The organism is Actinoplanes sandaracinus, assembly GCF_030009775.1.
Taxonomy (GTDB): Bacteria; Actinomycetota; Actinomycetes; order Mycobacteriales; family Micromonosporaceae; genus Actinoplanes; species Actinoplanes sandaracinus.
In genome coordinates this window covers 165266-189597 of record NZ_JASCTH010000010.1, presented here as the reverse complement: position 1 = coordinate 189597, position 24332 = coordinate 165266, and the positions used below count along the sequence as shown (strand labels likewise).

Here is a 24332-nt window from a genome sequence, read left to right as displayed (position 1 = left end):
ACGTCACAGATCCTCGGGCGGCGCCGACATGATCGGGCGCACCTCGATCGGCATGTTCAGCGGGGCCCCGCCGGGGCCGGGGGCGGTCGAGACGTACGCGGCGAGCTCCACCGCCCGCTCGGGAGTGTCACAGTCGACGATCCAGTATCCGGCGAGGAACTCCTTCGTCTCCGGGAACGGCCCCTCGGTGACTACCGGCGCCCCGCCCGCGCCCGCACGGACGATCTTCGCCTGCTCCGGCGCGGCCAGCCCCTGGGCGTCGACGAGTTCCCCGTCCGCGGCGAGCTTGCCGTTGGTCTCGATCATGAAGCCGATGTGCGCCTGAATCTCCTCCGGCGTCCAGCCGCTGATCGGCGGGAAGTCGTCCATCGCCGCGCTGAACTGCATCAACAGCATGTACTTCACGTGGTGCTCCTCAATTTCCGGTGCCCGTTCTCGGACGTTCTCACCGTCAGGTAGAAACCGGCGCGGTGTTCTCGACATCGGCGGACGGATATTCTTTCGAGCGGGTCTCCCACGTCGTCGTCACCGTACCGTCCGGTGCGTCAGGACGCGGGCCACGATGATCTGCCAGGCGGCGTAGGCGACGACGAGGACCCGTTCGGACCAGCCGACCGGGACGGTCCGCGCGGCCAGGAACACGATCAGCGCGGCCAGAGGCAGCCCCGCGGTCCACCGCAGCACTCGCCCGCCGGTGGTGGGCGCGCCGCCGTCGCGAGCCAGGCCGGGACCGATCAGCAGGGCGGCGACCGGCAGCAGCATGAGCGCGAGTCCGGCGCCGACGCCGTGCAGGGTGCCGCTGGTGGAGAGCTCGTCCGGCGGCGTGCCGGCGGGGTCGGTGACGAAGACGGCGCCGACGACTGTGCCGCCGGCCGCCAGCAGCAGGATGATCGCGCCGGCCCGCGCGAGTCGCCGCGGCCGGCGGGCCATGACAGCGACGGCGAGCGCGCCGTAACCGGCGGCGGACAGCAGGAACGCCAGCACCATCAGCCAGCCGAGACCACCGGCCGCGTATTCGCTGGTGGTCTGCCGGGCCGTCGACACGTCGGGCCGGATCACATGGATCAACGCCAGCAGCGCCAGGAAGGCGGTGCCCGCGACGAAGGCGGCGGTGGCGGCGTGGGCCGCGGGTGTTCGCTGCGCTGTCGTCTCGGGCCGATCGTCTCGGTGAGCCGCGGGGGGTGTGTGGGTCATGGGGCACTTCCTTCCGGAGCCCGGTCGGCCTCCTCACACGGTGGTAGAAGCCGGATCGCGACTTTCGACATCGGTAGAGCCTCTTCGCTTTCCGCGGCGCCTTCTCTCGCCATCGGGAGGGCCCTCAAGGAGGGCGCCATGTTCACATGGATCGATTTCTTAACACCGTGAACATCTTGCCGAAAACGTTTTCGTACGGCAGCGTGGCCGACGAGCACCGCGTCACCGGCGCAGACGCGGGAACCCGTCCGGCGGCATCACGCGCACCGAAATCATCGGGGCCCGTCGGGCGAAACACTGCCCAAGACATCGACACCCTGTCGATGAAAAGAGAGCGGGAGGTTGTACGTGAGAACGAAACGGCTCGTGACACTGATCGCCGCGCTGCTGGCCGTCGTCCTGGCCCCGGCCGCGGCACAGGCCGCACCCTCGACCTGGAGTCCGCCGGCCAACCTGGTCACTCCGCTGGCACAGGTCTGGCAGCACCAGGAGCAGACCTACAACAACGGCAATCTGTACGGGTTCCGCAACTACGGTTGGGACCAGGTCATGGCCAACCGCGGCTACATCAACTACTGCGTCCGCTGGGACTCGTCGGCGACCGTGACCGCCGCCCAGCGCGACCAGATCCACGCCGCCCTGGCGCGGCAGCACAAGAAGTGGATGGACCAACTGGTCGGGCACAACGGCTGGCCGTACGGCGACGTGCCGGTCCGGGTCGTCGGCTGGGCCGTGCGCAACCGGTCCCAGCTGCAGTGGAACGACACGTCCGTGGCGATCTACGTCAACGACATCCGCGAGAACGCTCCGCAGTGCTCGGTGCCGTGCGGGCGCTTCTTCCATCAGAGCGGGCAGTACCCCCACTGTCCCGGCGGCTACGCCCGCCATTACGACCAGTCACTGTGGCTGACCGACGGCTTCGGTGGCGGCGCCGGCGGCGACTGGGGCCAGCGGATGGGCCGCGAGTACTTCATGAACAACCTCAACGCGGCGAACATGACGATCCTGCTGCACGAGATCGGCCACACCTGGGGTCTGGACGACTTCTACGACTGGACCCCGACCGGCGTCAGCAACTTCATCATGCGCGCCGGCAGTTCCGCGTCGATCACCGAGTTCGACGCCTGGATGTTCCGCGACTGGTGGCGGCACCTGAAGAGCCGCTACGGGTACTGATCAGCGCCGTCCCCCGCACGACCCGTCCCGGCCGGGACCCCACCCGGCCGGGACTCACACGCCGGGTGTCAGAACTCGGCGAGGCCGGCGATGAGCCGGTCCACCTCGTCGACGGTGTTGTACGGCGCCAGCCCGACTCGCAGGGCGGGGGCCTCCAGCTTCAGCGCCGCGAACGCCTCGTGCGCGTAGAACGACCCGGCGGGCGCCAGCACATCCCGGGCGGCCAGGTGGACCTGAGCCTCGCGGGCGTCCCGGCCCGCCAGGCTCATCAACAGCGTCGGGGTACGGTCGGCGGCCCGCGAATGCAGGGTGACCGCGTCGCCCAGGCCGCGCAGTCCCTCCTCGACCCGCCCGCGCAGCGCCGTCTCGTGCGCGTGCACCGACGCCAGCGAATGCGCGAGCCGCTCCCGTCGGGTGGACCCCGCGCCCGGGTCGACGCCGGCGAGGAAGTCGATGGCGGCGGTGGCCCCGGCCAGCATCTCGTACGGCAGCGTGCCGAACTCGAACCGCTCCGGCACCGTGTCGGGCGAGGGGATGAGCTTGTCCGGCCGGAGGGTTTCGAGCAGTTCCGGCGCCGCCGCTAGTACCCCGCAGTGCGGCCCCAGGAATTTGTACGGCGAGCACACGAACAGGTCGGCGCCGAGTTCGGCCACGTCCACCAGGCGGTGGGCCGCGAAGTGCACGCCGTCCACGTACACCAGGGCGCCCACGGCGTGCGCCCGGTCGGCGATCCGGCGGACCGGCGGCACGGTGCCCAGCACGTTCGAGGCGGCGGTGACCGCGACCAGCCGGGTCCGGTGCGACAGCGCCCGCTCGTACGAGTCCAGGTCGAGTTCCGCGGTCTCGCCGTCGACGTCGATCCAGCGGACCGTGACGCCGGCACGCGCGGCCTGCTGGAGCCAGGGACGGACGTTGCTGTCGTGGTCGAGCCGGCTGACCACGATCTCGTCGCCGGGCCGCCAGCTCTTGGCCAGGTGCCGGGAGAAGTCGTAGGTGAGCTGGGTGGCGCTGCGCCCGTGGACGACCCCCTCGGCGGGCACGCCGAGCAGATCGGCGTAGGCCGCGCGGAACTCGGTGACGGCACGCTCGCCGTTGCGTTCGGCCACGCTGACCGAGCCCCGGATGGAGAGCGGCGCCGTCATCGTCGCGGTGATCGCGTCGGCCACGGCCTGCGGGGTCTGCGTTCCGCCCGGTCCGTCGAAGAAGGCGAGACCGTGGCCCAGGGCGGGGAAATGCCCGCGAAGTGCGGTTATGTCGATGCTCATCGGCTGCTCACGCGCTCTCCTCCGGAACCGGGACGTGCGGGCGGCTCACGGTGGGACCACGCGCGATGGCCACGCTCCCACAGCGGCCGGGCGCCGACAACATATTCATGACCGCCCCCCGTAGGTTTACTTGATCAACTTGTGTAACGTGCCCCACTGACCGGCGGATTTCGATGGCCGCCCCGGTCCGAGCCGCACGATGACAGAGGAGTTCAGGTGATCCGGTCCGTTCGCGACTACCTCACCCGGCGCATCGATCCCGCGCCGAACCCGCTGCGAATCACCGTGCGCGATGTCGATGATCAGCTCGCCGGCCTGCGTGCCGACCCCCGCTGGGGCCACGACCAGGTGATCCGGCTGCGGGCCGACCGGTTGCTCGATGTCCGCGCCGTCCTGGCCCGCCACGAGGAACAGGATCGCCGCGACGCGGCCCTGAGCCGGCCCGCCCGGACGGCCTTCCGCGCGGTCACGCGCCGGCCGTCCCTGCACGGGCTGCGTTTCCGCGCCTCGTAGCCGACCCCCCGGGCGGCACCCTCGGTCCGGACGTCTCAGTCCCGCCGAACCCCGGGCGGCACCGCCGGTCCGGGCGTCTCAGTCCCGCCGAACCCCCGGGCGGCACCGCCGGTCCGGGCGTCTCAGTCCTGCCGGAGCAGAGCGGCCGCGGCGGCCCGGGCGGCATGGGCCGGGGCCACGGTGGCGCGGATGCCGGCGGTGACCATGGCGCCCTCGGCCAGCAGGAACAACTGCTCGGCGACCTCGGCGGGCTGGCCGGCGGCCGCGCTCCACTCGGCGATCTGCGCGGCGAACCGCTGCTTGTGCAGCCGGGTCTGCGCCGCCACGGCCGGTGAGGTGGCGCCGGCCTCCCCGAAGGCGTTGATCCACGCGCAGCCGCGGAAGCCTGGTTCGGCGAACCACAGCGCCAGCCAGTCGAACACCGCGAGGACCCGCGCCCGGGGATCGCCGGCCTTGTCGACGTACGCGGTGAGTCGCTCCCGCCACCGCTGATCGCGGCGGTCGAGGACCGCTTCGACCAGCGCGTCCTTGCCGGGGTAGAGCCCGTAGAGGCGTTTCAGCGAGACCCCGGAGCGCGCCCGGACGTCGTCCATGCCGACGGCGTGGATGCCGCGGGCGTAGAAGAGCTGTTCGGCGGCGTCGAGGGCCTTGTCGCGGGCTTCGTTGACGGAGAGAACCACGGTTCTCTACGCTACCGGAGAACACTCGTTCTCCCACTGTTCGGAGGAACCACCGTGCGCCCACCGTTCACCGCCACCACCGCGGCCGCCAAGGTGCAGGCCGCCGAGGACGCCTGGAACACCCGCGACCCGCGGCGCGTGTCCCTCGCCTACACGCCGGACTCGATCTGGCGGAACCGCGACGTCTTCCTCACCGGCCGGGACGCGATCGTGGAGTTCCTGACCGCCAAGTGGGAGCGCGAGCACGACTACGCCCTGCGCAAATCCCTGTGGGCGTTCGAGGGCGACCGCATCGCCGTGCGCTTCCAGTACGAGTGCCGCGACAGCGCCGGCCAGTGGTGGCGCAGTTACGGCAACGAGCTGTGGCAGTTCGACGAGCAGGGGCTGATGGCACGCCGGGAGGCCAGCATCGACGACGTGCGGATCGCCGAGTCCGACCGGCGCATCCACGGCCCGCGAACCCCGGCGGAGACCGCGCCCCTCCCCCTGCGCTAGAGCCTGCCCGGCGAACCATGCCGGCCCGCCCACCGGCGCCGCATCGCGGTAGCGCCCCGCCCGGACGAGGAGCCGGGTGGGGCAGGGTGTGCCCGCCGTCAAATACCTCGACATCGGTCACGGTGATCAGCAATGCTTCGCGCGATGACAAGGATCAGCGACACACCGCCCGCGTGGGACGAGCGCACCCAGCTCACCACGTTTCTCGACTACGCCCGTGACACCGCCCGCGCCAAGTGCGACGGCGTCTCCGCGGAGAACGCCCGCAAGGCGCTCCTGCCGGGCTCACCACTGATGACCATGAGCGGAGTGATCAACCATCTCCGCTGGGTCGAGTACTACTGGTTCCAGATGGTCTTCCTCGGCGAGGAGGACCGGGGCCCCTGGACCGACGAGGACCCCGACCGCGAGATGCGTATCGCCGTCGACTTCCCGCTCACGCAGTTGCTCGACGAATACGCCGGCCAGAGCGCCCGCTACCGCGAACTGGTCGCCGGGAACAGCCTGGACAAGAAGGCCCAGCGAACCATCCGTGACGGTCTGCATGTCGACCTGCGCTGGATCCTCCTTCACCTCACCGAGGAGACCGCCCGCCACAACGGCCACCTGGACATCCTGCGCGAGATGCTCGACGGCACGACCGGCGACTAGATCCGGCGGAGATCGAGGGCGGAGCCGGCCGAACAGCTTGCCCGGACATCACACCTCGCCTCCGGCGCCCACGGTCGCCACCGAGGTGCTGGGCGGCGGAGGATTCGACGGGTCGGCGGCGCGCCGGGCGTCTTCGGCCCGTTCCCGCGCCTCGGCCCGCTCGTCGTCGGCGGGCTCGGTGCCCGGCGGCTCACGGTCCGGGGTCGGCTCCCCCGACGGGTGCTCGAACAGATAGCGGATCGCCGTGTTCAGCACCGCGAGCAGCGGAACCGCGACCAGTCCACCCACGACGCCGGCCACCACGATCCCGCAGGCGATCGCCAGGATCACCGCGAGCGGGTGCAGCGCCACCGCCCGGCCCATGATCAGCGGCTGCAGGACGTGGCCCTCCAGCTGCTGGACCGCGATCACGATGATCAGCACCGTCAGCGCCGTCACCGGCCCGTTCGCGACCAGGGCCACCAGCACCGCCACCGTGCCGGTCAGGGCCGCGCCGATCACCGGGATGAACGCGCCGAGGAACACCAGGGCGGCCAGCGGCACCGCCAGCGGCACGCCCAGCACGGCCAGGCCGATCCCGATGCCGGCCGCGTCCACGAAGGCGACCAGCACGGTGGCGTGCACGTACGACACCAGGGTGTGCCACGAGTAGTGCCCGGCCCGCGCGGTCGGCACCCGGGCCTCGCGGGGCAGCAGCCGGCACAGGAACGACCAGATCTGCCCGCCGTCGCGCAGGAAGAAGTAGAGCGTGAACAGCACGAGGAAGAATCCGGTGATCACCTCGCCCAACGTGGCGGCGGTGCTCAGCGCCCCGCTGGTCACCGCCCCCTGATTCGCGGTGGCCGCCTCCCGCAGCTGGACCACGTACTGGCTCAGTTGAGCGTCGGTGAGGTGCAGCGGACCGCGTGACAGCCAGGCCTGCACCTCGTCGATGCCGTCGCCGACCTGCACCGACAGGGTGTCGAGCTGGGAGATGAAGGTCCTTACGATCAAGCCGAGCCCGCCGAAGACCAGCAGCAGGGCAGCGACCAGCACGATCCCCGCCGCCAGCGACCGCTTGACGCCACGCCGCACCAGGGCCGTGCTGGCCGGCTGGAAGAGCGCCGCGAGCAGGATCGCCACCAGCACCGGGATGATCACCACCCGGAGCAGCGCCACCAGGCGCAGGAACAGGTACGCCGCGACGACGAACAGGATGAACCGCCACGCCCAGGCGCCCGCCGTGCGAACCCCCCGGGGCAGCACGTCGGAGCTGGTCGGCTGGTGGTTCACCACGACGACGGGCGGCACCGGGTCCACCAGCTCGGGGCCGGCCGTGAACGGCGGCGGCACGTTGCGGTCGGCCGCCGTGGCCAGTGTCCTGCGGGCCCGTTCCCGGACCACCTGCGCCCAGCTCATGGTTCTCCCGCTCCGCCGCGTGTGTGGGCTCGCACTGTGCCCCGGCGGCGGGTCTTCACAAACCTTCCGGCGGCCGCGGTCCTTCCAGCGGCCCGCGGCCCTTCCGGCGGCCCGCGTTCGGGGAACCTCGCACGGCACGTCGCGAGGTTCCGCAAACCCGCGCGGCCTCTACCGCGGTGGACGCCGGACTCGTAGAGCGAGCAGCCGTACGCCGTCACCCGGGCCCGCAGGGCGCACGCCTTCCGCGGGATCACGCTCCATCGTGGGTTGCACGGCCCCGGCATACTGCCCGCATGGATGTTGATCTAGACAAATCGGGCTCCGCGTGGACCCGGCGCACCGTGCTCGCCGGACTCGCCGCCGCCACCACGTCCGGGGTCGCGGCCACCGCGGGGCTGTCGGAGGCGCACGCGGCGGCCGGGCCCCCCGGGCGACGCCCCGCCGGCTCGGCCGGTGTGCGGCTGCGCTGGCTGGGCGTGGCCGGGTTCGAGATGCTCGTCGACCGCCGCGGCACGATGACCGCCGACCGGCGGGTGTGGTTCGACCCGTACGTGAGCCGCTTCCCGTACCTCGACGAGGCCAGGGCGATCGATCCGTCGAAGCCGCTGGCCGTGAACCCGGCCGTGATCGACCAGGCGCTGCCGCCCGGCTCGCCGCCCGACCTGATCATGGTCAGTCACACCCACTGGGACCATTTCGCCGACGTGCCCTACCTGATGGGCCGTCACCGGCAGGTCAAGGTGATGGGCACGGAGACCGCCCGCAACTTCGCCCTCCGCTACCGGGTGCCGGGGGCTGGCGACCGGGTGATGGTGTGCCGGGGCGGCGAGTGGATCGACATCGCCGACGTGCAGGTCCAGGCCTTCACCAGCCTGCACACCCAGTTCCCCGGCGGGGGATTCTGGGCGCCGGGCACGGTCACCACCACACCGGCGCGGGAGCAGCCCCCGGCACCGGCCACCATCGGCGACCTGGTCGAGGGCAACACCCTGTCCTACCTGGTCACCGTGCCCGGCAGGCTGTCGGTGCTGTTCCACGGCGCGGGCAACTTCATCGAACGCGAATACCAGGGACTGCGTCCCGACGTCGTGATCGTCAATCCCTCCGCGACGACACCGACGCACGACTACCTGCCACGGCTGCTGCGGGTCCTCGGATATCCCCGCCACGTCGTCCCGGCGCACTTCGACGCCTTCGACACCCCGCTGGGCGAGCGCGGCGACCGGGCCGCGACGACCTACGCCACGTTCAAGGCCGCGGTGGAGCAGATCGGCCACGGCATGCGGGTCCCCGAGTACGAGCGGATGCGGCACCTGGCAGAGCTGTCCTTCTGACCGCCGGCGCCCCTCTGGCACGGGCACGCCATGAACGGCCGCCCGCCGCCCGCCGTCGACGGCGGGCGGCGGGCACCCAGCGATAGCGATCCGTCGATATGGTTGCCGGCGTGAGACTTCGCATCATGGCAGTCCTTGCGTCCATCCTGGTGGTTCTCTCCCCCGCCACCGCCGCGCGCGCCGCCGAGGATCCTCTGCTCGACCAGCTGAGGGCGATCGCCGGGCTTTCCGTCATCTCCGAGACCCAGGGCGCCGGCTACCGGTTCTTCGTCCTGACCTACCGCCAGCCGGCCGACCACCGCCACCCCGGGCAGGGCGCGTTCGAGCAGCGCCTCACGCTCCTGCATCGATCGAGCGACGCCCCGGTGGTGCTGGCCACCAACGGGTACGGCCTGGCCGCCGCCCCGCGCCCGGCACAGACCGAGCCGACCGCTCTCCTGGGTGCCAACCAGGTGTCGGTCGAGCACCGCTTCTTCGGCCCGTCGCGCCCCGCGCCGGCCGACTGGTCGCACCTGAACATCTGGCAGCAGGCGACCGACGAACACCGGATCGTCACCGCGTTCAAGACCGTCTACGACGGACGCTGGATCCAGACCGGGGCCAGCAAGGGCGGCATGACATCGGTCTACCACCGGCGCTTCTACCCGAACGACGTCGACGGCGTGGTCGCGTACGTCGCGCCGAACGATGTGGTCAACCCGGCCGACCGGGCGTACGACCGGTTCTTCGACACCGTCGGCACCCCGGAGTGCCGTGCCGCCCTCGACGGCGTCCAGCAGGAGGCGCTGCGCCGCCGGGACCGGCTCGTCCCCCGGCTGGAGGCGGCCGCGGCCGCGGGCGGCTGGACGTTCGGCCGGACCATCGGCACCGCCGACCGGTCGTTCGAGATGACGGTCCTGGACTCGGTGTGGGCGTTCTGGCAGTACAGTTCCGCCGCCGACTGCGCGACGGTGCCGGCGGCCACCGCGACGGACGACGCGTTGTACGGCTGGATCGACGACGTTGCCGGGTGGAGTTTCTACACCGACCAGACCCTCGAGTACTACTGGCCGTACTACTACCAGGCCGCCTCCCAGCTGGGCTGGCCCAGTCTGCGCTTCGAGCACCTGCGCGGGCTGCGCGCCCACCCCGGGCTGTACACCGCGAACGCGTCCCTGCCGGCGGAGCTGCGGCGGGCCCACCACCCGCTGCCCATGCTGGACGTGGACCTCTGGGTTCGTACGAACGCCGAGCGCATGCTCTTCATCTACGGCGAGAACGACCCGTGGGGCGCGGAACGCTTCACGCCCAACAAGCGTGACTCCGCGCTGTTCGTCGCCCCGGGCGCCAATCACGGCGCGAACATCTCCCGGCTGGACCCGGCGGACGCGGCCGCGGCCACCGCCATGCTCCGCCGCTGGGCCGGTGCTCCGGCGACCCTGGTGGCCCCGCTCGCGGTGGACCTGCCCTTCGACGACATGCTCGCCGACCGCCGGCGCATCGACTGACCGGTTCGGAATGCGGACCGCTGCCGGCGCCCGGATCATGAGGACCATGAGTGCTCTCGTTCTCGTTCCGGGCGCCTGGCACGGCGGATGGTGGTACGACCCCCTGGTGACCGCGTTGCGGGAACAGGGGCGCCGAGCCCACGCCGTCACCCTCGCGGGCTTGGGCCCCGACGACGACCTCACCGTCACACCCGTCAACCTGACCACCCACGTCGACCAGCTCGACGCGCTGGTGGACCAGCTCACCTCGGGTGGTGAGAAGGTCGTGCTCGTCGGCCACAGCTACGGCGGGCTGATCGTCAACGCCGTCGCCGACCGTGATCCCCGCCGGATCAGCGCCCTGATCCACCTGGACAGCGACATGGTCGAGGACGGCGAGTCACAGTGGGACGTGACCACCGACGCGATCCGCCGGACGTTTCTCGACGGCATCGGCGACGACGGCTTCGGCGTGGCCCCGCTGCCGTTCTTCGACTCCCGCGCCCGCCCGCACCCGCTGGCGACGTTCCTGCAGAAGTCACGCCTGACCGGCGCCTGGCGCGAAGTGCCCGTCAAACGGTTCGCCGCGGCCCTGGACACGCCCGGTGGCCCCCAGGCGCCGTCGGCGATGGTGAAGGTCCGCGACGACCCGGCCTGGCATTACGAGGAGTGGGACACCACGCACAACGTCCTGCGTGACGGCCCGGACCGGGTGCTCGGACTGCTGCGCGACCTCTGACCGCCCGGCCCCTCGACGTGTCGCGGGGGCCTTCCCGGCGCCGGTCAGCGGACGGCCCGTGTGAGGTGACCGATAGCATCGCCGCAGAACGTAGGCGATCGGATAATCGGAGTTCATGTGACACGGGATGACATTTCGCGCGGCGAAGCGCAACGGCTGCGCGGCCTGACCGAGGCGGCCAGAGCCACCAGGACGTTCGAGATCCTCGCCGACTCCGGCGCGCTGTGGGTCTGGGGCGACGAGGACGAGGTCCTGTTCAGCGAGGACGGGGAGCGCCGCACCCTGCTGCCGATCTGGCCGCACGCGACCGTAGCCCGGATGGAGAACGAGGGCGAGGTCGACGGCGAGCACCCCATCAGGATCACCACGGAGGCGTTCCTGAACCAGTGGCTGCCCCAGCTCGAGGAGGACGAGGCCAACATCGCGATCTTCCCGGTGGAGGACCGGAACGCGGCGGTGATCACGCTCGCCGAGTTCCGGTCGAGGATGACGGCCGCCCTCCGCCTGAACTAGGTCCCGTCGCGCGGACCGCGTGGCCTCACTCCGCGGCGAGGCCGCGCACGTCGCGGACCACCTGAGGGAACGGCTGGATGATCGTGTAATCGTCGATGATCTCGGCCCAGGCGGCCCGGTCACCGCCGGTGTCGAACGCGATCCACAGGCGTCCTCGTCGGGCAACACGAGCTTCCGCATGCGATCTCCCTGACCGACGCCGGCGCCTGACAGGCCAGACCAGGGTACGACCACCATGGTCAGAGAACGGCGACCGCGTCGATCTCGACGAGGAATCCGGGGCCCAGCCCCGCGACGACGTGCACCGTGATGGCCGGCGGCGGGTCGGCCGGGTTCCACACCTGCTGGAAGGCGGCCACCCCCTCGCTGATCGCGCTGCCGTCGGCGACGGCGACCCGCCAGTGGACGACGTTCGCCAGGGTCGCGCCCTCGCTCTCCAGGATGATCGCGAGGTTGCGCAGGGCCTGCAGGGCCTGCTCGCCGACGGTGGGTCCGACGACCTTCCCGTCGGCGCCGACACCGTTCTGCCCGCCGATGTAGATCGTCTTGGCCGGCTGTTCCACCACGACGGCCTGGCTGAAGGCGGGGCTGCGGTGGACTCCTTCGGGGTTGATGTGCCGTGTGCTCACGGATCACCCTCTCTGCTCGCGAAACCGGTATAAGTGGTTGCTCCTCGACACCAGTTATAGTGGTGTCATGCGCCACTACGCAACCGGCCGGCTGCTGCACGACCCCAAAGGGGGGTCGTTCTGGTTCGACGCCGGCGCCGTCTGCCTGGACTTCGCGCACACCGGCGGCGAGGGCCGATACGCGGTGTTCGAGACCCTCCACGAGCCTGGCGACCTCACCGCCTGGCTGGCTCAGGCGCCTCCGGCCGCCGTCCTCACGGCGCCCGCCACGGCCCGCGACCTGAGCGCGGCGAAGGCGCTCCGCCAGGCCGTCTGGGCGACCGCGCACGCCCGCGCCGCGGGCCGGGCCCTCGACGCCGGCGCCATCGCGGTCATCAACCGGGCCGCCGCCGCGCCGCCGCTGGTTCCCCAGCTCACCGACGAGGGCACGACCTCGCCGTGGGCGGCTCCGGTGCTTGCCGAGCAGGCCCTGTCCACGCTGGCGCGGGAGATGATCGGCCTGCTGACCGGGCCGCTGGCCGGGCGCTTCCGGGAGTGCGCCGGCGACAACTGCGCGCTGGTGTTCGTCGACTCGTCGCGCCCCGGAGCCCGGCGCTGGTGCGCGATGGAGCGCTGCGGCAACCGCCACAAACTGCGCGCGCTGCGCGCGCGCCGGGCCGCCGACTCCTGAGACGCCCGGCGATCCCGGGCGGAAACCGACCGCGGCTCCGTCAGGGTCGCGGGACCGGTCCGGACCCGGTGCCGGCCGAGAGGTGCGCGCTCAGGGGCTGAGCGGCGCGGTCAGCGGCTCCAGCAGGCCGACGATCTCGAGGACCCGGCGCACCCCGGGCCGCACGCCGAAGAGCCGGAAGCGGACGCCCTGCTCGGCGGCCGTCTGATAGGTCTCGTCGAACACGGCGATGCCGGAGGAGTCACAGAACGTCACACCGGCCATGTCGACCAGCACGTCCTCGACACCGGTGGTCCGGAGCGCCTCGGTCACGGCCCGCCGCACCGCGTCGACGGTCTCCATGTCGATCTCGCCGGATACGACGACGTGAACCACCTTCTCCGACCGGCGGTCAGTGCTGATATCCATCGACGATCCACTCTGTCGAGCTGAAGCCGGGCCGCGTCAGCCTAACCGCCGGAGGATGCGGGCCCCGCCGGGAACCCGCATCCTCCGGGTCACGCCGGGCGGATCGTGTACGCCCATCCCGCCTTGTCCCGGGCGGCGTCGTCCGCGGCGGCCGTGATGGTGATCGCCGAGTCGGCCGGGAGGGTGATCGGCACCTCCACGGTGGCGTTCTCGGCTGACGAGCACGCCTTGTCCACGGCCAGTTCGGTACGGCCCGTCGTGGCGACCGTCCCGTCCCGCAGGACACCGGCGGAGCGGACCGTGAAGGCGAGCGTCCCCGGCCCCTTGCAGGCGAAGCTGACCAGATGGTTCCCCGCCCCGAGGGGCTTCTCGACGGTCTTGTCCCGCTCGGTGGTCACCGGGGTGGCCCCGGCCAGCAGCGCCGCCGCGCCACCGGCGTTCGCGGTGGTGTCCGGCCCGGCGGTGGCGGTGGGGTCGGCGCGGACGAACTTGAAGGAGAAGGCCGACGTGCCGGACGCCTTCTCGTCGCCGCTGAGGTACATCCGCAGGTAGCCGTGGACCGGCTGCCGCACCGTCAGCCGGGCCGGCTTCGGATCGGCGGCACACGTCACCGATCCGGCGGCCAGTTTGTCGTCGCCGGCCCGGTCGGCTTTCACGACCACGTCGGCCTTACCTTCGCCGACACAGTAGAGGTGCAGGTCGTAGGTGCCGGCGGGGATGTCGTTGACGAAGTTCTGGTAGTCGGCGCTCACCACGCCGTCCGTGGCCATCACCCACGGGGTGGTGTTCCAGTCGCCGAGCGCCGCGCTGGCCACGGCCATGCGCTGCAACGTGGCGGGATCGGGCTCCGGCATCACCGGGAACTGCGACGGCATCGCCGAGGAGTCGGCGCCCGGCGCCACCGCGCCGGGAGACGGCGGCACGGCCAGGGCGCCGGCGGCCGCGATCCCGGCGACCGCGACGGCCGTACCGATGCCGGCGACGATGCCACGACGGCGGCGCACGGTGCGGCGGACCTCGTCCGGGCCCGGCGGGCGGACGTCGCGCAGGGCGTCGGCGCGCGCCTGCTCCAGCAACCGCACGATGGGGTCGGTCATGGTGTCTCCTCGTTCTCGTCGGCGCCGAGGCGGTCGGCCAGGGTCGTGCGGGCGCGGTGCAGCCAGGATTTGACGGTGCCCTCGGCGACGCCCTCGCGGTCGGCGATCTGCGGCACGGTGAGGTCGGCCAGGTATCGCAGAACCACCGCCCGGCGCTGCTGGGCGGGCAGTTCGGCGAGCGCGGCCATCACCGCGACCCGGTCCGGGCCCGGTCCCGCGACATGGCTCTCGGTGCGGGGCTGCCGGCGCAGGAAGGACAGCGCCGACCGGGTACGCCGCCATCGGCTCAGCGCCAGGTTCCACGCGACCCGGCGCACCCAGCCGACCGGGTCCTCGTAGCCGGAAACGGTCCGCCACCGGGCGTAGGCCCGGCAGAACGCCTCCTGGACGACGTCGTGTGCTTCCTGGCGGTCCCCGAAGTACAGGTGCAGCTGCACGGTCAGGTCCGCGTAGTGCGCGGCGTACAGATCGTCGAAGGACAACGGGTCGGTCATGGCCGTCCGCGCCTCCGGCGTGCCGCGAGCGTAAGCCTCTTGTATCACCACGAGGATGACACGCCCGGACACGGCGAACCGTTGCACCCGGGAGGAGTCCTCTTCGGACGCGGCGAAGCGGGATGCCCGGTCTAGGCGTCCGGCGCCGCGCAGCGGACGGCCCGGGACTCCAGGTAACGCCGCTCGGCGAGGCTGGCGGTGAACCGCGCCGCCCGCCGGTAGCAGTCGTACGCCCCCGCCGGGTCCCCCGCCTTCTCCAGCAGATGCGCCCGCACCGACAGCAGCCGGTGATGACGTGCCATCCGCTCGTCGCCGTCCAGTGTGGCCAGCAGTTCCAGGCCCGCCGCCGGGCCCCGCGTCTCGGCCAGCGCGACCGCCCGGTTCAGCGTCACCATCGGGTTCGGCGCGATCCGCTCCAGGATCAGGTAGAGCGCGTGCACCTGCCGCCAGTCGGTCTCCTCCGCGGTCGCCGCGTCGGCGTGCGTCGCCGCGATCGCCGCCTGCAACTGGTACGGCCCCAGCGCCGTCCCGCCCAGCGACACCTTCGCCAGCCGTGTCCCCTCGTCGATCAGGGCACGATCCCACCGGGTACGGTCCTGCTCGCCGAGCGGCACCAGATCGCCGGCCGGCGTCGTCCGTGTCGCCCGCCGCGCGTCGGTCAGCAGCATCAGCGCCAGCAGTCCGGCCACCTCGCTGTCGTCCGGCAGCCGCGCGTGCACGGTGCGGGTCAGCCGGATCGCCTCGCGGGCCAGGTCGACGCGGTGCAGCGCACTGCCCGAGGACGCGGTGTACCCCTCGTTGAAGATCAGGTACAGCACGTGCAGGACCGTCGGAAGGCGCTGCGGGTCCCGAGTGAACGTACCGCCGGCCGCTTTGATCCTCTGTTTGGCCCGGCTGATCCGGGCCGCCATCGTCGCCTCCCGCACCAGGAACGCGTGCGCGATCTCGGCGGTGGTCAGGCCGCCGACGGCCCGCAACGTCAGCGCCGTCTGCGAGGCGGGGGTCAGCGCCGGATGGCAGCAGAGGAACAGCAGCACCAGCGTGTCGTCGGTGTCCGGAACGTCCGGCGGAGCCACCTCGGCGGCCACCGCCGACTCCCGTTCCCGACGCGCGTGATCGCTGCGCATCTGGTCGATGAGCCGCCGCGACGCCACCGTCGTCAGCCAGCCACGCGGATTGTCCGGCAGCCCGTCGGCGGGCCACTGGACGGTCGCCGCGAGGACCGCCTCCTGCACGGCGTCCTCGCACCCCTCGAACTGTCCGTACCGGCGGACCAGCGCGCCGAGGACCTGCGGCGTGAGCGCACGCAGCAGGTCCTCGAAGGCCGGCACGGTCACGCGTCCAGGTTCCCGTCGGCGAACATCACCTGGCGGACCTCGACGCCCAGGCCGTCGATCCGGGTGTCCGGGATCCGCGACGCCAGTTCGATCGCCCGTTCCCGGTTCTCGCAGTCGATCAGGTAGAAGCCGCCCAGGAACTCCTTCGCCTCCAGGAACGGGCCGTCGGTGACCACCGGCTGGTCGTCGCGCACCGACACCACCGCGGACTGCGACGGGTCGGCCAGGGCCAGGGTGGTGATCAGTTCGCCGGACTCCTTCAGCGCCTCGATGAACGCGCCGTGCCCGTCACCGATCGCCGTCTTCTCCTCGTCGGTCAGCGCGTCCAGCACGGCCGGGTTGATGTGCAGGCTGATCAGGAACCGCATGTCGTACTCCTCGTTCGTGAGCTGTCGTCGCCGGGTGGTCGGAGCCGCCGCCGCCGTCTTGACGTCCTCGCCGGAGATCGCCGGGAAAAATCACGGGACGGCGGGCAGGCGCAGTCCGGCGACGAGGAACCCGACCATCCGGCGGGCGTCGTAACGGGGGTCGCTGTTGTCGCCGATGCACAGGTTGCCGACGCCGCGCATCAGTTCCAGGGCGCCCACGTCCGGGCGGATCTCACCAGCGGCGGCTGCTGCCGCGAGCAGGTGGGCGCAGACCGGGAGCAGGCGGTCGAGGAAGTGTGCGTGCAGTTTTCCGAAGGTGGCGTCGTCGGACCGCAGAGCCTCGGCCAGGCCGTGCTTGGTCACCAGGAAGTCGACGAAGAGGTCGATCCAGCCGGCCAGGGCGGCGTGCGGGGTGCCGGCGCTCGCCAGCAACCGCGGGCCGGCCGCGGCGCACGCCTCGATCTGGTGGTGGTAGACGGCGACGATCAGGTCGGCCCGGGTCGGGAAGTGGCGGTAGATCGTGCCGACGCCGACGCCGGCCCGGGTGGCGATGTCGCGCACCGGCACATGGACGCCGGCCGCGATGAAGGCCGCGGCCGCCGCGTCCAGCAGCGCCTCCTGGTTGCGGCGGGCGTCGGATCGCTTTCGTGGGACTGCCGCGTCGGATCCGGTGCCGTCGTCGACCACTGGACTGTTACCCCCGTCACGCCTCTTGGTAAACGGAACGATGTTCCGTATGTTCGTCGTCAGAGCGGAACGTTGTTCCGCTTACTTCCAGCATGCCAGATCCCCAGGAGGAACAGCCATGCAGTACCGCACTCTGGGCCGCACCGGAGTCCAGGTCAGCACCCTGGCGCTCGGCGCGATGAACTTCGGCGGCATCGGCGACACCACCCAGGACGACGCCACCGCCATCGTCGACGCCGCGCTCGAAGCCGGGATCAACCTGATCGATACCGCCGACATGTACAGCAACGGCCAGTCCGAGCAGATGGTCGGCAAGGCCATCGCCGGCCGCCGCGACGACATCGTGCTGGCCACCAAGGCCACCATGCCGATGGGGCAGGAGCGCAACCACCAGGGAAGCTCCCGCCGCTGGCTGGTCACCGCCCTGGACGACAGCCTGCGCCGGCTCGGCGTCGACCACGTCGACCTCTACCAGATCCACCGCTGGGACCCGAGGACCGGCGATGAGGAGACCCTCGCGGCGCTGACCGACCTGCAGCGCGCCGGGAAGATCCGCTACTTCGGCTCCTCGACCTTCCCCGCCTATCGCATCGTGCAGGCCCGGTGGGCCGCCCGGGAACACCACCTGAGCCCCTACGTCACCGAGCAGCCCGGCTACTCCGTCCTTCAGCGCGGGATCGAGACCCACGTGCTGCCGGTGACCCAGGAGTACGGCATGGGCGTGCTCGCCTGGAGCCCGCTCGCCTCGGGATGGCTGTCCGGCGCGATCCGTGCCGGGCGGGAGATCAGCACGAACCGCTCCGCCCTGATGCGGCAGCGCTTCGACCTCGCCGTCCCCGCCAACCGCGCCCGGCTCGACGCGGTCGAACAGCTCGTGACGGTCGCCGAGGAGGCCGGTCTCACCCTGATCCAGCTCGCTCTCGGGTTCGTCACCGCCCACCCGGGGGTGACCAGCGCAATTATCGGACCGCGCACCCTGGACCACCTGCGCTCCCAGCTCGCCGCCGCGGACACGGTGCTGCCCGGTGACGTGCTCGACGCGATCGACGCGATCGTGGCCCCCGGCGTCGACCTCGCCCCGCACGAGAAGTTCGACACGCCGCCGGCGCTGCTCGACGCCTCCCTGCGCCGCCGCCCCTGAGACAAGGACGACGACCATGCCCTCGTACGAGGGCTGGACGCTGCTGTCAGCCCTCGCCGCTCAGACCCGGCGACCGTGCTCGGCCTGCTCGTGCCCCGCCTCGATCACCCGCTCGATCCATCTGCCGGTCTCCTACGACGAGCTCATCATCGCGTCCGGCCGCTGACCGACTCGACAGCCGCGGCGGTCGCGAACCATCCGGTGACTGTTCGCGATCGCCGCACTAGGTTGATGTCTACCGGGGCCGCCGTGGACGATGCCTCAAGAAGTGGACCGAGTTGCCGAAACGAGTGCCGTGACCGCGTCGCCGCCGAACGAGCCCACGATACGTGACCGTCTTGTCGCGTACCTCGAGGAACTGGAACTCTCCACGCCCTCGAACTTCGAGGCCGTCTCGGCTCCGGCTGCCACCGTGGAGCTGCAGGCCCGCAACCACGGGTTCGACGACCTGGCACAGCGCGCCCAGCTCATCCTCGCCGACGTCGCGGGCCGCCGAGGTGACGTGGCCGAGCTGGGCCGGGTCGCCCGGGCCGTCACCATGTGGGCCGAGCAGCACGGCGACGACGTCCTGCTGGCCCGGGGCAACCGGTTGCTGGCCGTCTTCTTCCGCCGCATCGGCGACAACGCCCAATCGCTGGCGCACGCCGTCACCGGACTGCAGCACTCCCACAGCCTGCCCGAACCGCTGCGCGGCAGTCAGCTCATCACCCTGGCCCTGGTGCTGGATCTCAACGGCCAGTATCAGGAGGCGTCCCGGCGCTTCGGTGAGGCCCTGCAGATCGCGGAGAAGCACGACGACGCCTACCAGGCCCTGACCATCATCAACAACATGGCGTTCACGGCCTTCGAGAACGAGGACGTCGACACGGCGAACGACCTCGCCCGGCAGATGCGCACACTCGCGGCCGATCGGGGCATCACGCTGGACGGCCTCCACCTGGACACCCTGGCCCGGATCGCGCTCATGCAGGGCCACTTCGACGAGGCGGAAGCCGCCCTGCAGCCGGTGCTGGACGACCCGAACGGCCCGCTGGTCAGCGAGGGGGACAGCCTCCCCGAGTGCCTGCTGACGCTCGTGGAGATCTACGAACGGACCGGCCGCGCCGACCTCGCCGGCGAGACCCTCGACCGGGCCAGCGCCATCTGTGACCAGCGGGGACTCGCCGGGGTGGCGGCACGGGTCCACCACGCGCGAGCCGAGTGGTACGCCGCGGCCGGCCGGTACCGCGAAGCGTACGACGAATACCGGGTCTTCCATGCCCGTTCGGAGGCTCTGCACTCGGCCGAGCGGGAGGCCCGCGCCTACACGATGCAGGCGGTGTTCGAGGCGGCGGAGGCCCGGCGGTCCTCCGAGCGTTTCCAGGCGCTCGCCTACCAGGACGCGCTCACCGGCCTGCACAACCGCCGCTACATCGACGAGCGGCTGACCGCCGCGGTCGCCGCCGCCGGGCGCGACGGGGAACCGCTCTCGGTCGCGGTGATCGACGCCGACCACTTCAAGCGGATCAACGACGTCCTGTCGCACGCCGCCGGAGACGCCGTCCTCCAGGAGCTGGGCGCGCTGCTCAAGCGTTTCACCACGGGCTCCGAGTGCGCCGCACGGCTGGGCGGCGAAGAGTTCCTGCTGCTGCTCCCCGGCGCCGGCGCGACGGCGGCGCTGCACCGGTGCGAGGCGCTCGCCGACCTGGTCCGGAGCACGGACTGGAGCGCGCTGGCCGGCGCCATTCCCGTCACGGTGAGCATCGGTGTCGCGACCTACACCGGAGGTCCGGTCTCGCCGGAGTCTCTGCTCGCGCACGCCGACGAACGGCTCTACGCGGCCAAGCACGCCGGCCGCGACCGGGTCATGGGCGCTCGCCGGCCCGCGGAGACCGTCCTGCCCTGACGGCGTGACGGCCGGGTTCCCCGGCTCACCGAACGCCGCGCGTCTCCGGTCTGATCAGGGGATCTGCCCGCTGAGCAGGTCGTCTAGTCTCGCGCGGTGCCCTCCCCACCCCACACCTCCTTCGGACTGCTCGGGAACGTCGCGGCCGGCTACCGGCTGGCACTGGTCCACCGGCGGCGGCTGCTGGCCGTGCTGCTGCCCGTCCTGACCGTCGCGCTCCTCGGTCTGTTCCTGCTGGACGTGCTCCTGGGGCGGGGCCGGACGACCATCGTCGACGGCGCTCCGCTCGTCCACGCCGGCGCGACCCTGACCACGGCGAAGGCGGCTCTGGCAGCGGTTCTCTGGCTGATCGGGCTCGATGCGGCGGCGCTGGCCGCGACCGGCGCGGCACGGGGCCGGACCGTCCGCCCACGGGCGGCGGTCGTGGCCGCCCTGAAGCGTCTCCCGGTCTACGCGATCGGACTGTGCTCGGTGGCGATCGGCGCGACGCTGCTGCTGACGATGGTCACCGCGATCGCCGAGGGACTACCGGGCCTCATCGTGGCCCTGGGCACGCTCACGGTTGCGGCCGTCCTGGCGGCACGACTGCTGATCGGCCTGTTCGCTCGACAGGGCGGCGGACTCGGCCTCGAGCTGACCAGCGGGCGCGTCACCGGCACCGCCGGAGCCGTCCTGCTAGGTGGCGTCGTCGTTCCGCTGGTCCTGGCGTGGGCGGCCGGCGAGCCTCTCACCGGCGACCTGATCCACCCCGTCGTCGCACGGGTGATCGGCGCGATCCTGATCACCGGAGTGGTCGCGGCGCAGGCCGGCCTCCTTGCCCACGTCCACCTGCTGCAGCGCGCCGAACCCCGGACGGACGGGCGGGACGCGGTGGATCTGGCGGCCGTCGACGCCCGCCTGGCCACGCTCTCCGGAGAGCCGGTACGCCGGCCCTGGGCCGCCCCGGTGGCGACGGTGCTCGTGCTACTGGCGCCGGCCGTGGTCGCCGCCGTGAACCCGTTCGGCGCGCTGACCGTACGATCGCACTCCGATCTGATCGGTGGCGCGGCGGCGGTGGCCTGGCCCGCCGGGGGCCATCCGGTCATCGCGACCGTCAGCGGCGCCCGGTTCTGCGACAACGACGTGTGCGACGAGCATGTGACGCGGGACGGCGGGCCGAGCGTATGGGACGGTCGCGGCGCGGCCGCGATCAGCGTGGACGGCACCGCCGTCGTCAAAGCCGCGATGACCGGCGGCCCGGACGACGGCGGCCCGTTCATCGACTTCGCGCGTTGCACCCGCGAGGGATGCCGACAGGTGTGGGTGCCGGTCCGGGCTTCGGCGAAGGAGGCGTACGGATGGCCGGAACTCGCCGTCGCGGTCGCTCCCGACCACTCGGTCTGGTTCGGCCTGGCGACGGCCTCCGAGGAGGAGGAACCCGGCGAGCCCACCTTCGGCGTCACCCTCATCCGGTGCCCGGACGCCACCTGCGCCGCGCCGGAACGTCATCGCGCCGGCACCGTCGAGCGTCTTCCCGACGACGACTTCGCCGGCCGGCGCCGGACCGCCCTGGCGATCGGCGCCGACGGGCGCCCGGTCCTGGCCATCCGCACCGGCCCGCTCACCAACCTGGTGACGTGCGACCCGGTGACCTGCGCGAACCCGCGGACCTCGTCGACTTTCTCCGGCGACCAGGACACCGCCTGGGCCGCGCTTCCCGCCGTCACCGGGCAGACCGTCAGCTTCGAACCGGGCAGCCTGCGCATCGGGGAGCAGCTGATGCCGCTGGAGAGCAACGAGATCGCGCCATGGTCGGGAGCGGTGACCACGGTCGGCTCCGAGGTGTACGCGACCGCCGCCGAAGCGACGGAGCCACCGGGGCTGTACGTCAGGATCGGCACGTCGGCCGAGCCGGCGCAGCCCGAACACTGGCGGCAGGTGCTTTGGAGGTGCGGGCCGGCCGGTTGCGGCCGCCAGAGCCTGGACAGCGTGGAGATTGCCGGGCGGGAGGTGCTCGCCGCCTCCGAGGACGGCCGGGTCCTCATCGTCCGCGACGACCGTGTCCTGCTGGTGTCCGCGCCCGCCCGGCCGTGATCGCCGGCCGGGCTCACCGCCGGGTCCCGCGGTGTCCCCGGACATCGCTCTCGCCTACGGCTGCCCCGGACATCGCTCTCACCTACGGCGAAGGGCCGAGGTCGCGGCCGTCGAGGGCCGCGACCGCCGGCGGTGCGAGCTCATGGCCCGCCGGCGCGCACGCCGCCGGCGGGAACCGGGGTGATGGACGGGTCAGAACGGTGCGGGCCCGCTGCCGGAGAGCGACACCAGTATCTGCGTCGCGAGCAGTTTTCGGACACCGGTGACGGCCACCGCCCCGATCTGGTCGTAGGGCAACTCCAGGGACAGCCCGTCGCTCGCGTTGCGGATGTCCGCATTCGTCTGGTCCGGGCGGAACGTGCCGCCCCAGCCCTCGATGCCCCCGCGCTGATTGGTGCTCAGCGAGGCCATGCCGGGCACGCGTGTGCCGTCGACAAGGGTCAGCCTCGCCGGACCGGAATAGGTCGTCATAGTCGCCAACCGTATCCGGCTCTCCCGGCGCGCGACTCACTAGTCCGGCACCAGGGCTGCGGGCGGCCTGTGCCTCGAGGGGCACGCCGCCGTGTGCCGGCCCGCCGGGACGGCCTGCGGCGCCCACACCAGAAAACACATCTTCACCTCCGGTACGCGCAAGTAGCAGGAGAAACACCCCATCGGAGGACACCGGCCCCAGCGTCGTTGTGACCGCCGTTACCAATCGGGCGAAGCAGGAAGAACCCGGGCGCGGGGCAACTTGCCGAAAGGGTGGCTGAGACTCGCACCATCACCCCACCCGACGACGACCTCTCTCCCGGAGAGCGACTCCCGCTGGGGCGCCGCTTCCGGATCGTTCTCGTGCTCGGCCTGCTCACCGCACTCGGACCGCTCACCATCGACATGTACCTGCCGTCGCTTCCGACGATCACCACCGACCTGGCCACGAGCGCCGCGGCCGTGCAGCTCACGCTGACCGGCACGCTCGCCGGCCTGGCGTTCGGGCAGTTGCTGATCGGGCCGCTCTCCGACGCGTTCGGGCGGCGGTGGCCGCTGCTCGCCGGCATCGCGGTGCACGTGCTCGCCTCGGTGTTCTGCGTCGTCGCTCCCAACGTGGCCGTGCTCGGCACGCTCCGGGTGCTCCAGGGGCTCGGCGCGGCGGCGGCCGCCGTCGTCGCGATGGCGATGGTGCGCGACCTGTTCAGCGACCGGGCCGCGGCCCGCCTCTTCTCCCGCCTGATGCTGGTCGTCGGGGTGGCCCCGATCCTGGCCCCGACCGTCGGCGGCCTGGTGCTGAACTGGACGTCCTGGCGCGGTGTGTTCGTGGTCCTGACCGTCGCCGGTGTCACGATCATGGCGGTCTCCGCGCTGGTCCTGCCGGAGACCCTGCCGGCCGCGAAGCGCCGCAACGGGGGCGTGCTGGGCACCGTCCGTGACTACGGCAGGCTGCTCACCGACCGGGTGTACGTGGGCCTGATCCTGGTGGCCGGGTTGGCGATGGCGGCGCTGTTCGCCTACGTGAGCGGGTCGTCCTACGTCTTCCAGGACGGTTTCGGCATGAGCGAGCAGCAGTTCGCGCTGACCTTCGCCGGTGGCGCGGTCGGCCTGATCGGCGCCACCCAGTTCAACGTGCGCCTGCTCCGCCGCTGGACACCTCAGCAGATCATGAGCGGCTCGCTGCTGGCCGGCCTCGGGTTCGGCCTGGTGTTCCTCGTCCTGGCCGCCACCGGGATCGGCGGCCTGGCCGGCATCCTGATCCCGCTCTGGCTGGTGCTCGCCACGGTCGGCCTGGCCATGCCGAACGCCCCCGCGCTGGCGCTGTCCCGGCACGGCGAGGCGGCGGGCACCGCGGCCGCCCTGCTGGGCGCGGTTCAGTTCGGTGTCGGCGCGCTGGCGGCGCCGCTGGTCGGGGTGCTCGGCGTCGGCGCGGTCTCGATGGCCGTCGTCGTCTTCGGCGGCATGCTGGCCGCCACCCTGGTCTACTTCCTGGTGGTCCAGCCGCACCGCCTCCCGTCCGGTCGGCCGGAGCCGGTGGCGGCCGTCGTCCACTGAGTGATCGGTGCGCAGCGGTGGGGGGGGGGGGGGGGGGGGGGGCCCCCCCCCCCCCCCCCCCCGGGGCCCCCCCCCCCCCGGCCCCCCCCCCCCC

Annotated in this window: 27 protein-coding genes; 14 read left to right on the top strand and 13 right to left on the bottom strand. The window is 72.0% G+C overall.

What is annotated here, in order from left to right; genetic code table 11:
* Window positions 1-3: 3 nt before the first annotated feature.
* Window positions 4-396, bottom strand: coding sequence for a YciI family protein (locus QLQ12_RS17300; protein ID WP_282761248.1), 393 nt, complete (start codon window positions 394-396; stop codon window positions 4-6).
* A 129-nt stretch (window positions 397-525) separates the two neighbouring features.
* Entirely contained in the window at window positions 526-1194 is a 669-nt protein-coding gene (locus QLQ12_RS17295) for a DUF998 domain-containing protein (protein ID WP_282761098.1), read from the bottom strand.
* Window positions 1195-1542: 348 nt separating this feature from the next.
* Here QLQ12_RS17295 and QLQ12_RS17290 point away from each other — a divergent pair, with 348 nt between their 5' ends.
* Window positions 1543-2370, top strand: a complete 828-nt coding sequence (locus QLQ12_RS17290) for a hypothetical protein (protein WP_282761096.1) — start codon at window positions 1543-1545, stop codon at window positions 2368-2370.
* A gap of 68 nt (window positions 2371-2438) precedes the next feature.
* On the opposite strand, the gene QLQ12_RS17285 is transcribed toward QLQ12_RS17290, so the two are convergent.
* Window positions 2439-3635 carry a cysteine desulfurase-like protein gene (locus tag QLQ12_RS17285; RefSeq protein WP_282761094.1) on the bottom strand — a complete coding sequence of 399 codons (1197 nt, stop codon included), beginning with the start codon at window positions 3633-3635 and terminating at the stop codon, window positions 2439-2441.
* Between the two features lie 216 nt (window positions 3636-3851).
* On the opposite strand from QLQ12_RS17285, the gene QLQ12_RS17280 reads away from it, so the two are divergent.
* Window positions 3852-4148, top strand: a complete 297-nt coding sequence (locus QLQ12_RS17280) for a hypothetical protein (protein ID WP_282761093.1) — start codon at window positions 3852-3854, stop codon at window positions 4146-4148.
* Between the two features lie 122 nt (window positions 4149-4270).
* Here the strand turns inward: QLQ12_RS17280 and QLQ12_RS17275 are convergent, their stop codons facing one another.
* A complete protein-coding gene (locus QLQ12_RS17275) occupies window positions 4271-4828 on the bottom strand; it encodes a TetR/AcrR family transcriptional regulator (protein WP_282761092.1) in 558 nt (185 codons plus the stop codon).
* A gap of 54 nt (window positions 4829-4882) precedes the next feature.
* On the opposite strand from QLQ12_RS17275, the gene QLQ12_RS17270 reads away from it, so the two are divergent.
* Both QLQ12_RS17270 and QLQ12_RS17265 read left to right on the top strand, forming a co-directional pair.
* Entirely contained in the window at window positions 4883-5323 is a 441-nt protein-coding gene (locus QLQ12_RS17270) for a nuclear transport factor 2 family protein (protein ID WP_282761090.1), read from the top strand.
* 144 nt (window positions 5324-5467) lie between these two features.
* Window positions 5468-5974, top strand: a complete 507-nt coding sequence (locus QLQ12_RS17265; RefSeq protein WP_282761088.1) for a DinB family protein — start codon at window positions 5468-5470, stop codon at window positions 5972-5974.
* Window positions 5975-6022: 48 nt separating this feature from the next.
* Here the strand turns inward: QLQ12_RS17265 and QLQ12_RS17260 are convergent, their stop codons facing one another.
* Complete coding sequence (locus QLQ12_RS17260; RefSeq protein WP_282761086.1) at window positions 6023-7372, bottom strand: AI-2E family transporter; 1350 nt, start codon at window positions 7370-7372, stop codon at window positions 6023-6025.
* Window positions 7373-7665: 293 nt separating this feature from the next.
* Here QLQ12_RS17260 and QLQ12_RS17255 point away from each other — a divergent pair, with 293 nt between their 5' ends.
* The 4 genes from QLQ12_RS17255 to QLQ12_RS17240 all read left to right on the top strand — a co-directional run bounded on the left by QLQ12_RS17255 (window position 7666) and on the right by QLQ12_RS17240 (window position 11424).
* Window positions 7666-8706 (top strand): MBL fold metallo-hydrolase, encoded by a 1041-nt coding sequence (locus QLQ12_RS17255; protein ID WP_282761085.1) that lies wholly within the window; start codon window positions 7666-7668, stop codon window positions 8704-8706.
* Window positions 8707-8816: 110 nt separating this feature from the next.
* Window positions 8817-10193, top strand: a complete 1377-nt coding sequence (locus tag QLQ12_RS17250) for a S28 family serine protease (RefSeq protein WP_282761083.1) — start codon at window positions 8817-8819, stop codon at window positions 10191-10193.
* Between the two features lie 46 nt (window positions 10194-10239).
* Complete coding sequence (locus QLQ12_RS17245) at window positions 10240-10911, top strand: alpha/beta hydrolase (RefSeq protein WP_282761081.1); 672 nt, start codon at window positions 10240-10242, stop codon at window positions 10909-10911.
* 117 nt (window positions 10912-11028) lie between these two features.
* On the top strand, window positions 11029-11424 hold the full coding sequence (locus tag QLQ12_RS17240) for a DUF2750 domain-containing protein (protein WP_282761079.1): 396 nt from the start codon (window positions 11029-11031) through the stop codon (window positions 11422-11424).
* 239 nt (window positions 11425-11663) lie between these two features.
* On the opposite strand, the gene QLQ12_RS17235 is transcribed toward QLQ12_RS17240, so the two are convergent.
* Window positions 11664-12053 carry a RidA family protein gene (locus tag QLQ12_RS17235; protein WP_282761077.1) on the bottom strand — a complete coding sequence of 130 codons (390 nt, stop codon included), beginning with the start codon at window positions 12051-12053 and terminating at the stop codon, window positions 11664-11666.
* A 67-nt stretch (window positions 12054-12120) separates the two neighbouring features.
* Between QLQ12_RS17235 and QLQ12_RS17230 the strand changes: the two genes are divergently transcribed.
* Entirely contained in the window at window positions 12121-12723 is a 603-nt protein-coding gene (locus QLQ12_RS17230) for a CGNR zinc finger domain-containing protein (RefSeq protein WP_282761076.1), read from the top strand.
* A gap of 90 nt (window positions 12724-12813) precedes the next feature.
* On the opposite strand, the gene QLQ12_RS17225 is transcribed toward QLQ12_RS17230, so the two are convergent.
* The 6 genes from QLQ12_RS17225 to QLQ12_RS17200 all read right to left on the bottom strand — a co-directional run bounded on the left by QLQ12_RS17225 (window position 12814) and on the right by QLQ12_RS17200 (window position 17114).
* Window positions 12814-13131 carry an STAS domain-containing protein gene (locus QLQ12_RS17225; protein WP_282761075.1) on the bottom strand — a complete coding sequence of 106 codons (318 nt, stop codon included), beginning with the start codon at window positions 13129-13131 and terminating at the stop codon, window positions 12814-12816.
* An 89-nt stretch (window positions 13132-13220) separates the two neighbouring features.
* Window positions 13221-14228: a hypothetical protein gene (locus QLQ12_RS17220; RefSeq protein WP_282761074.1), complete on the bottom strand. Its 1008-nt coding sequence runs from the start codon at window positions 14226-14228 to the stop codon at window positions 13221-13223.
* Window positions 14225-14722 (bottom strand): RNA polymerase sigma factor, encoded by a 498-nt coding sequence (locus tag QLQ12_RS17215; protein ID WP_282761072.1) that lies wholly within the window; start codon window positions 14720-14722, stop codon window positions 14225-14227. Before QLQ12_RS17215 ends, QLQ12_RS17220 begins: the two co-directional genes overlap by 4 nt.
* A gap of 131 nt (window positions 14723-14853) precedes the next feature.
* On the bottom strand, window positions 14854-16059 hold the full coding sequence (locus QLQ12_RS17210) for an RNA polymerase sigma factor (RefSeq protein ID WP_282761071.1): 1206 nt from the start codon (window positions 16057-16059) through the stop codon (window positions 14854-14856).
* The gene (locus QLQ12_RS17205; protein WP_282761069.1) at window positions 16056-16427 is read right to left on the bottom strand and encodes a YciI family protein; all 372 of its coding nucleotides are present in this window, start codon (window positions 16425-16427) and stop codon (window positions 16056-16058) included. The genes QLQ12_RS17210 and QLQ12_RS17205 overlap by 4 nt, the downstream gene beginning before the upstream one ends.
* 90 nt (window positions 16428-16517) lie before the next feature.
* Window positions 16518-17114, bottom strand: a complete 597-nt coding sequence (locus tag QLQ12_RS17200; protein WP_282761067.1) for a TetR/AcrR family transcriptional regulator — start codon at window positions 17112-17114, stop codon at window positions 16518-16520.
* A gap of 118 nt (window positions 17115-17232) precedes the next feature.
* Here QLQ12_RS17200 and QLQ12_RS17195 point away from each other — a divergent pair, with 118 nt between their 5' ends.
* The 4 genes from QLQ12_RS17195 to QLQ12_RS17180 all read left to right on the top strand — a co-directional run bounded on the left by QLQ12_RS17195 (window position 17233) and on the right by QLQ12_RS17180 (window position 22213).
* Complete coding sequence (locus QLQ12_RS17195) at window positions 17233-18255, top strand: aldo/keto reductase (RefSeq protein ID WP_282761065.1); 1023 nt, start codon at window positions 17233-17235, stop codon at window positions 18253-18255.
* A gap of 16 nt (window positions 18256-18271) precedes the next feature.
* Complete coding sequence (locus QLQ12_RS17190; RefSeq protein WP_282761064.1) at window positions 18272-18421, top strand: hypothetical protein; 150 nt, start codon at window positions 18272-18274, stop codon at window positions 18419-18421.
* Between the two features lie 129 nt (window positions 18422-18550).
* Entirely contained in the window at window positions 18551-20140 is a 1590-nt protein-coding gene (locus tag QLQ12_RS17185) for a tetratricopeptide repeat-containing diguanylate cyclase (RefSeq protein WP_282761063.1), read from the top strand.
* A 96-nt stretch (window positions 20141-20236) separates the two neighbouring features.
* Window positions 20237-22213, top strand: a complete 1977-nt coding sequence (locus QLQ12_RS17180) for a hypothetical protein (protein WP_282761062.1) — start codon at window positions 20237-20239, stop codon at window positions 22211-22213.
* Window positions 22214-22405: 192 nt separating this feature from the next.
* Here QLQ12_RS17180 and QLQ12_RS17175 read toward each other — a convergent pair whose 3' ends face one another.
* The gene (locus QLQ12_RS17175; RefSeq protein WP_282761061.1) at window positions 22406-22684 is read right to left on the bottom strand and encodes a hypothetical protein; all 279 of its coding nucleotides are present in this window, start codon (window positions 22682-22684) and stop codon (window positions 22406-22408) included.
* Between the two features lie 273 nt (window positions 22685-22957).
* Between QLQ12_RS17175 and QLQ12_RS17170 the strand changes: the two genes are divergently transcribed.
* Complete coding sequence (locus tag QLQ12_RS17170) at window positions 22958-24238, top strand: multidrug effflux MFS transporter (protein ID WP_282761060.1); 1281 nt, start codon at window positions 22958-22960, stop codon at window positions 24236-24238.
* The last annotated feature ends 94 nt before the right edge of the window (window positions 24239-24332 follow it).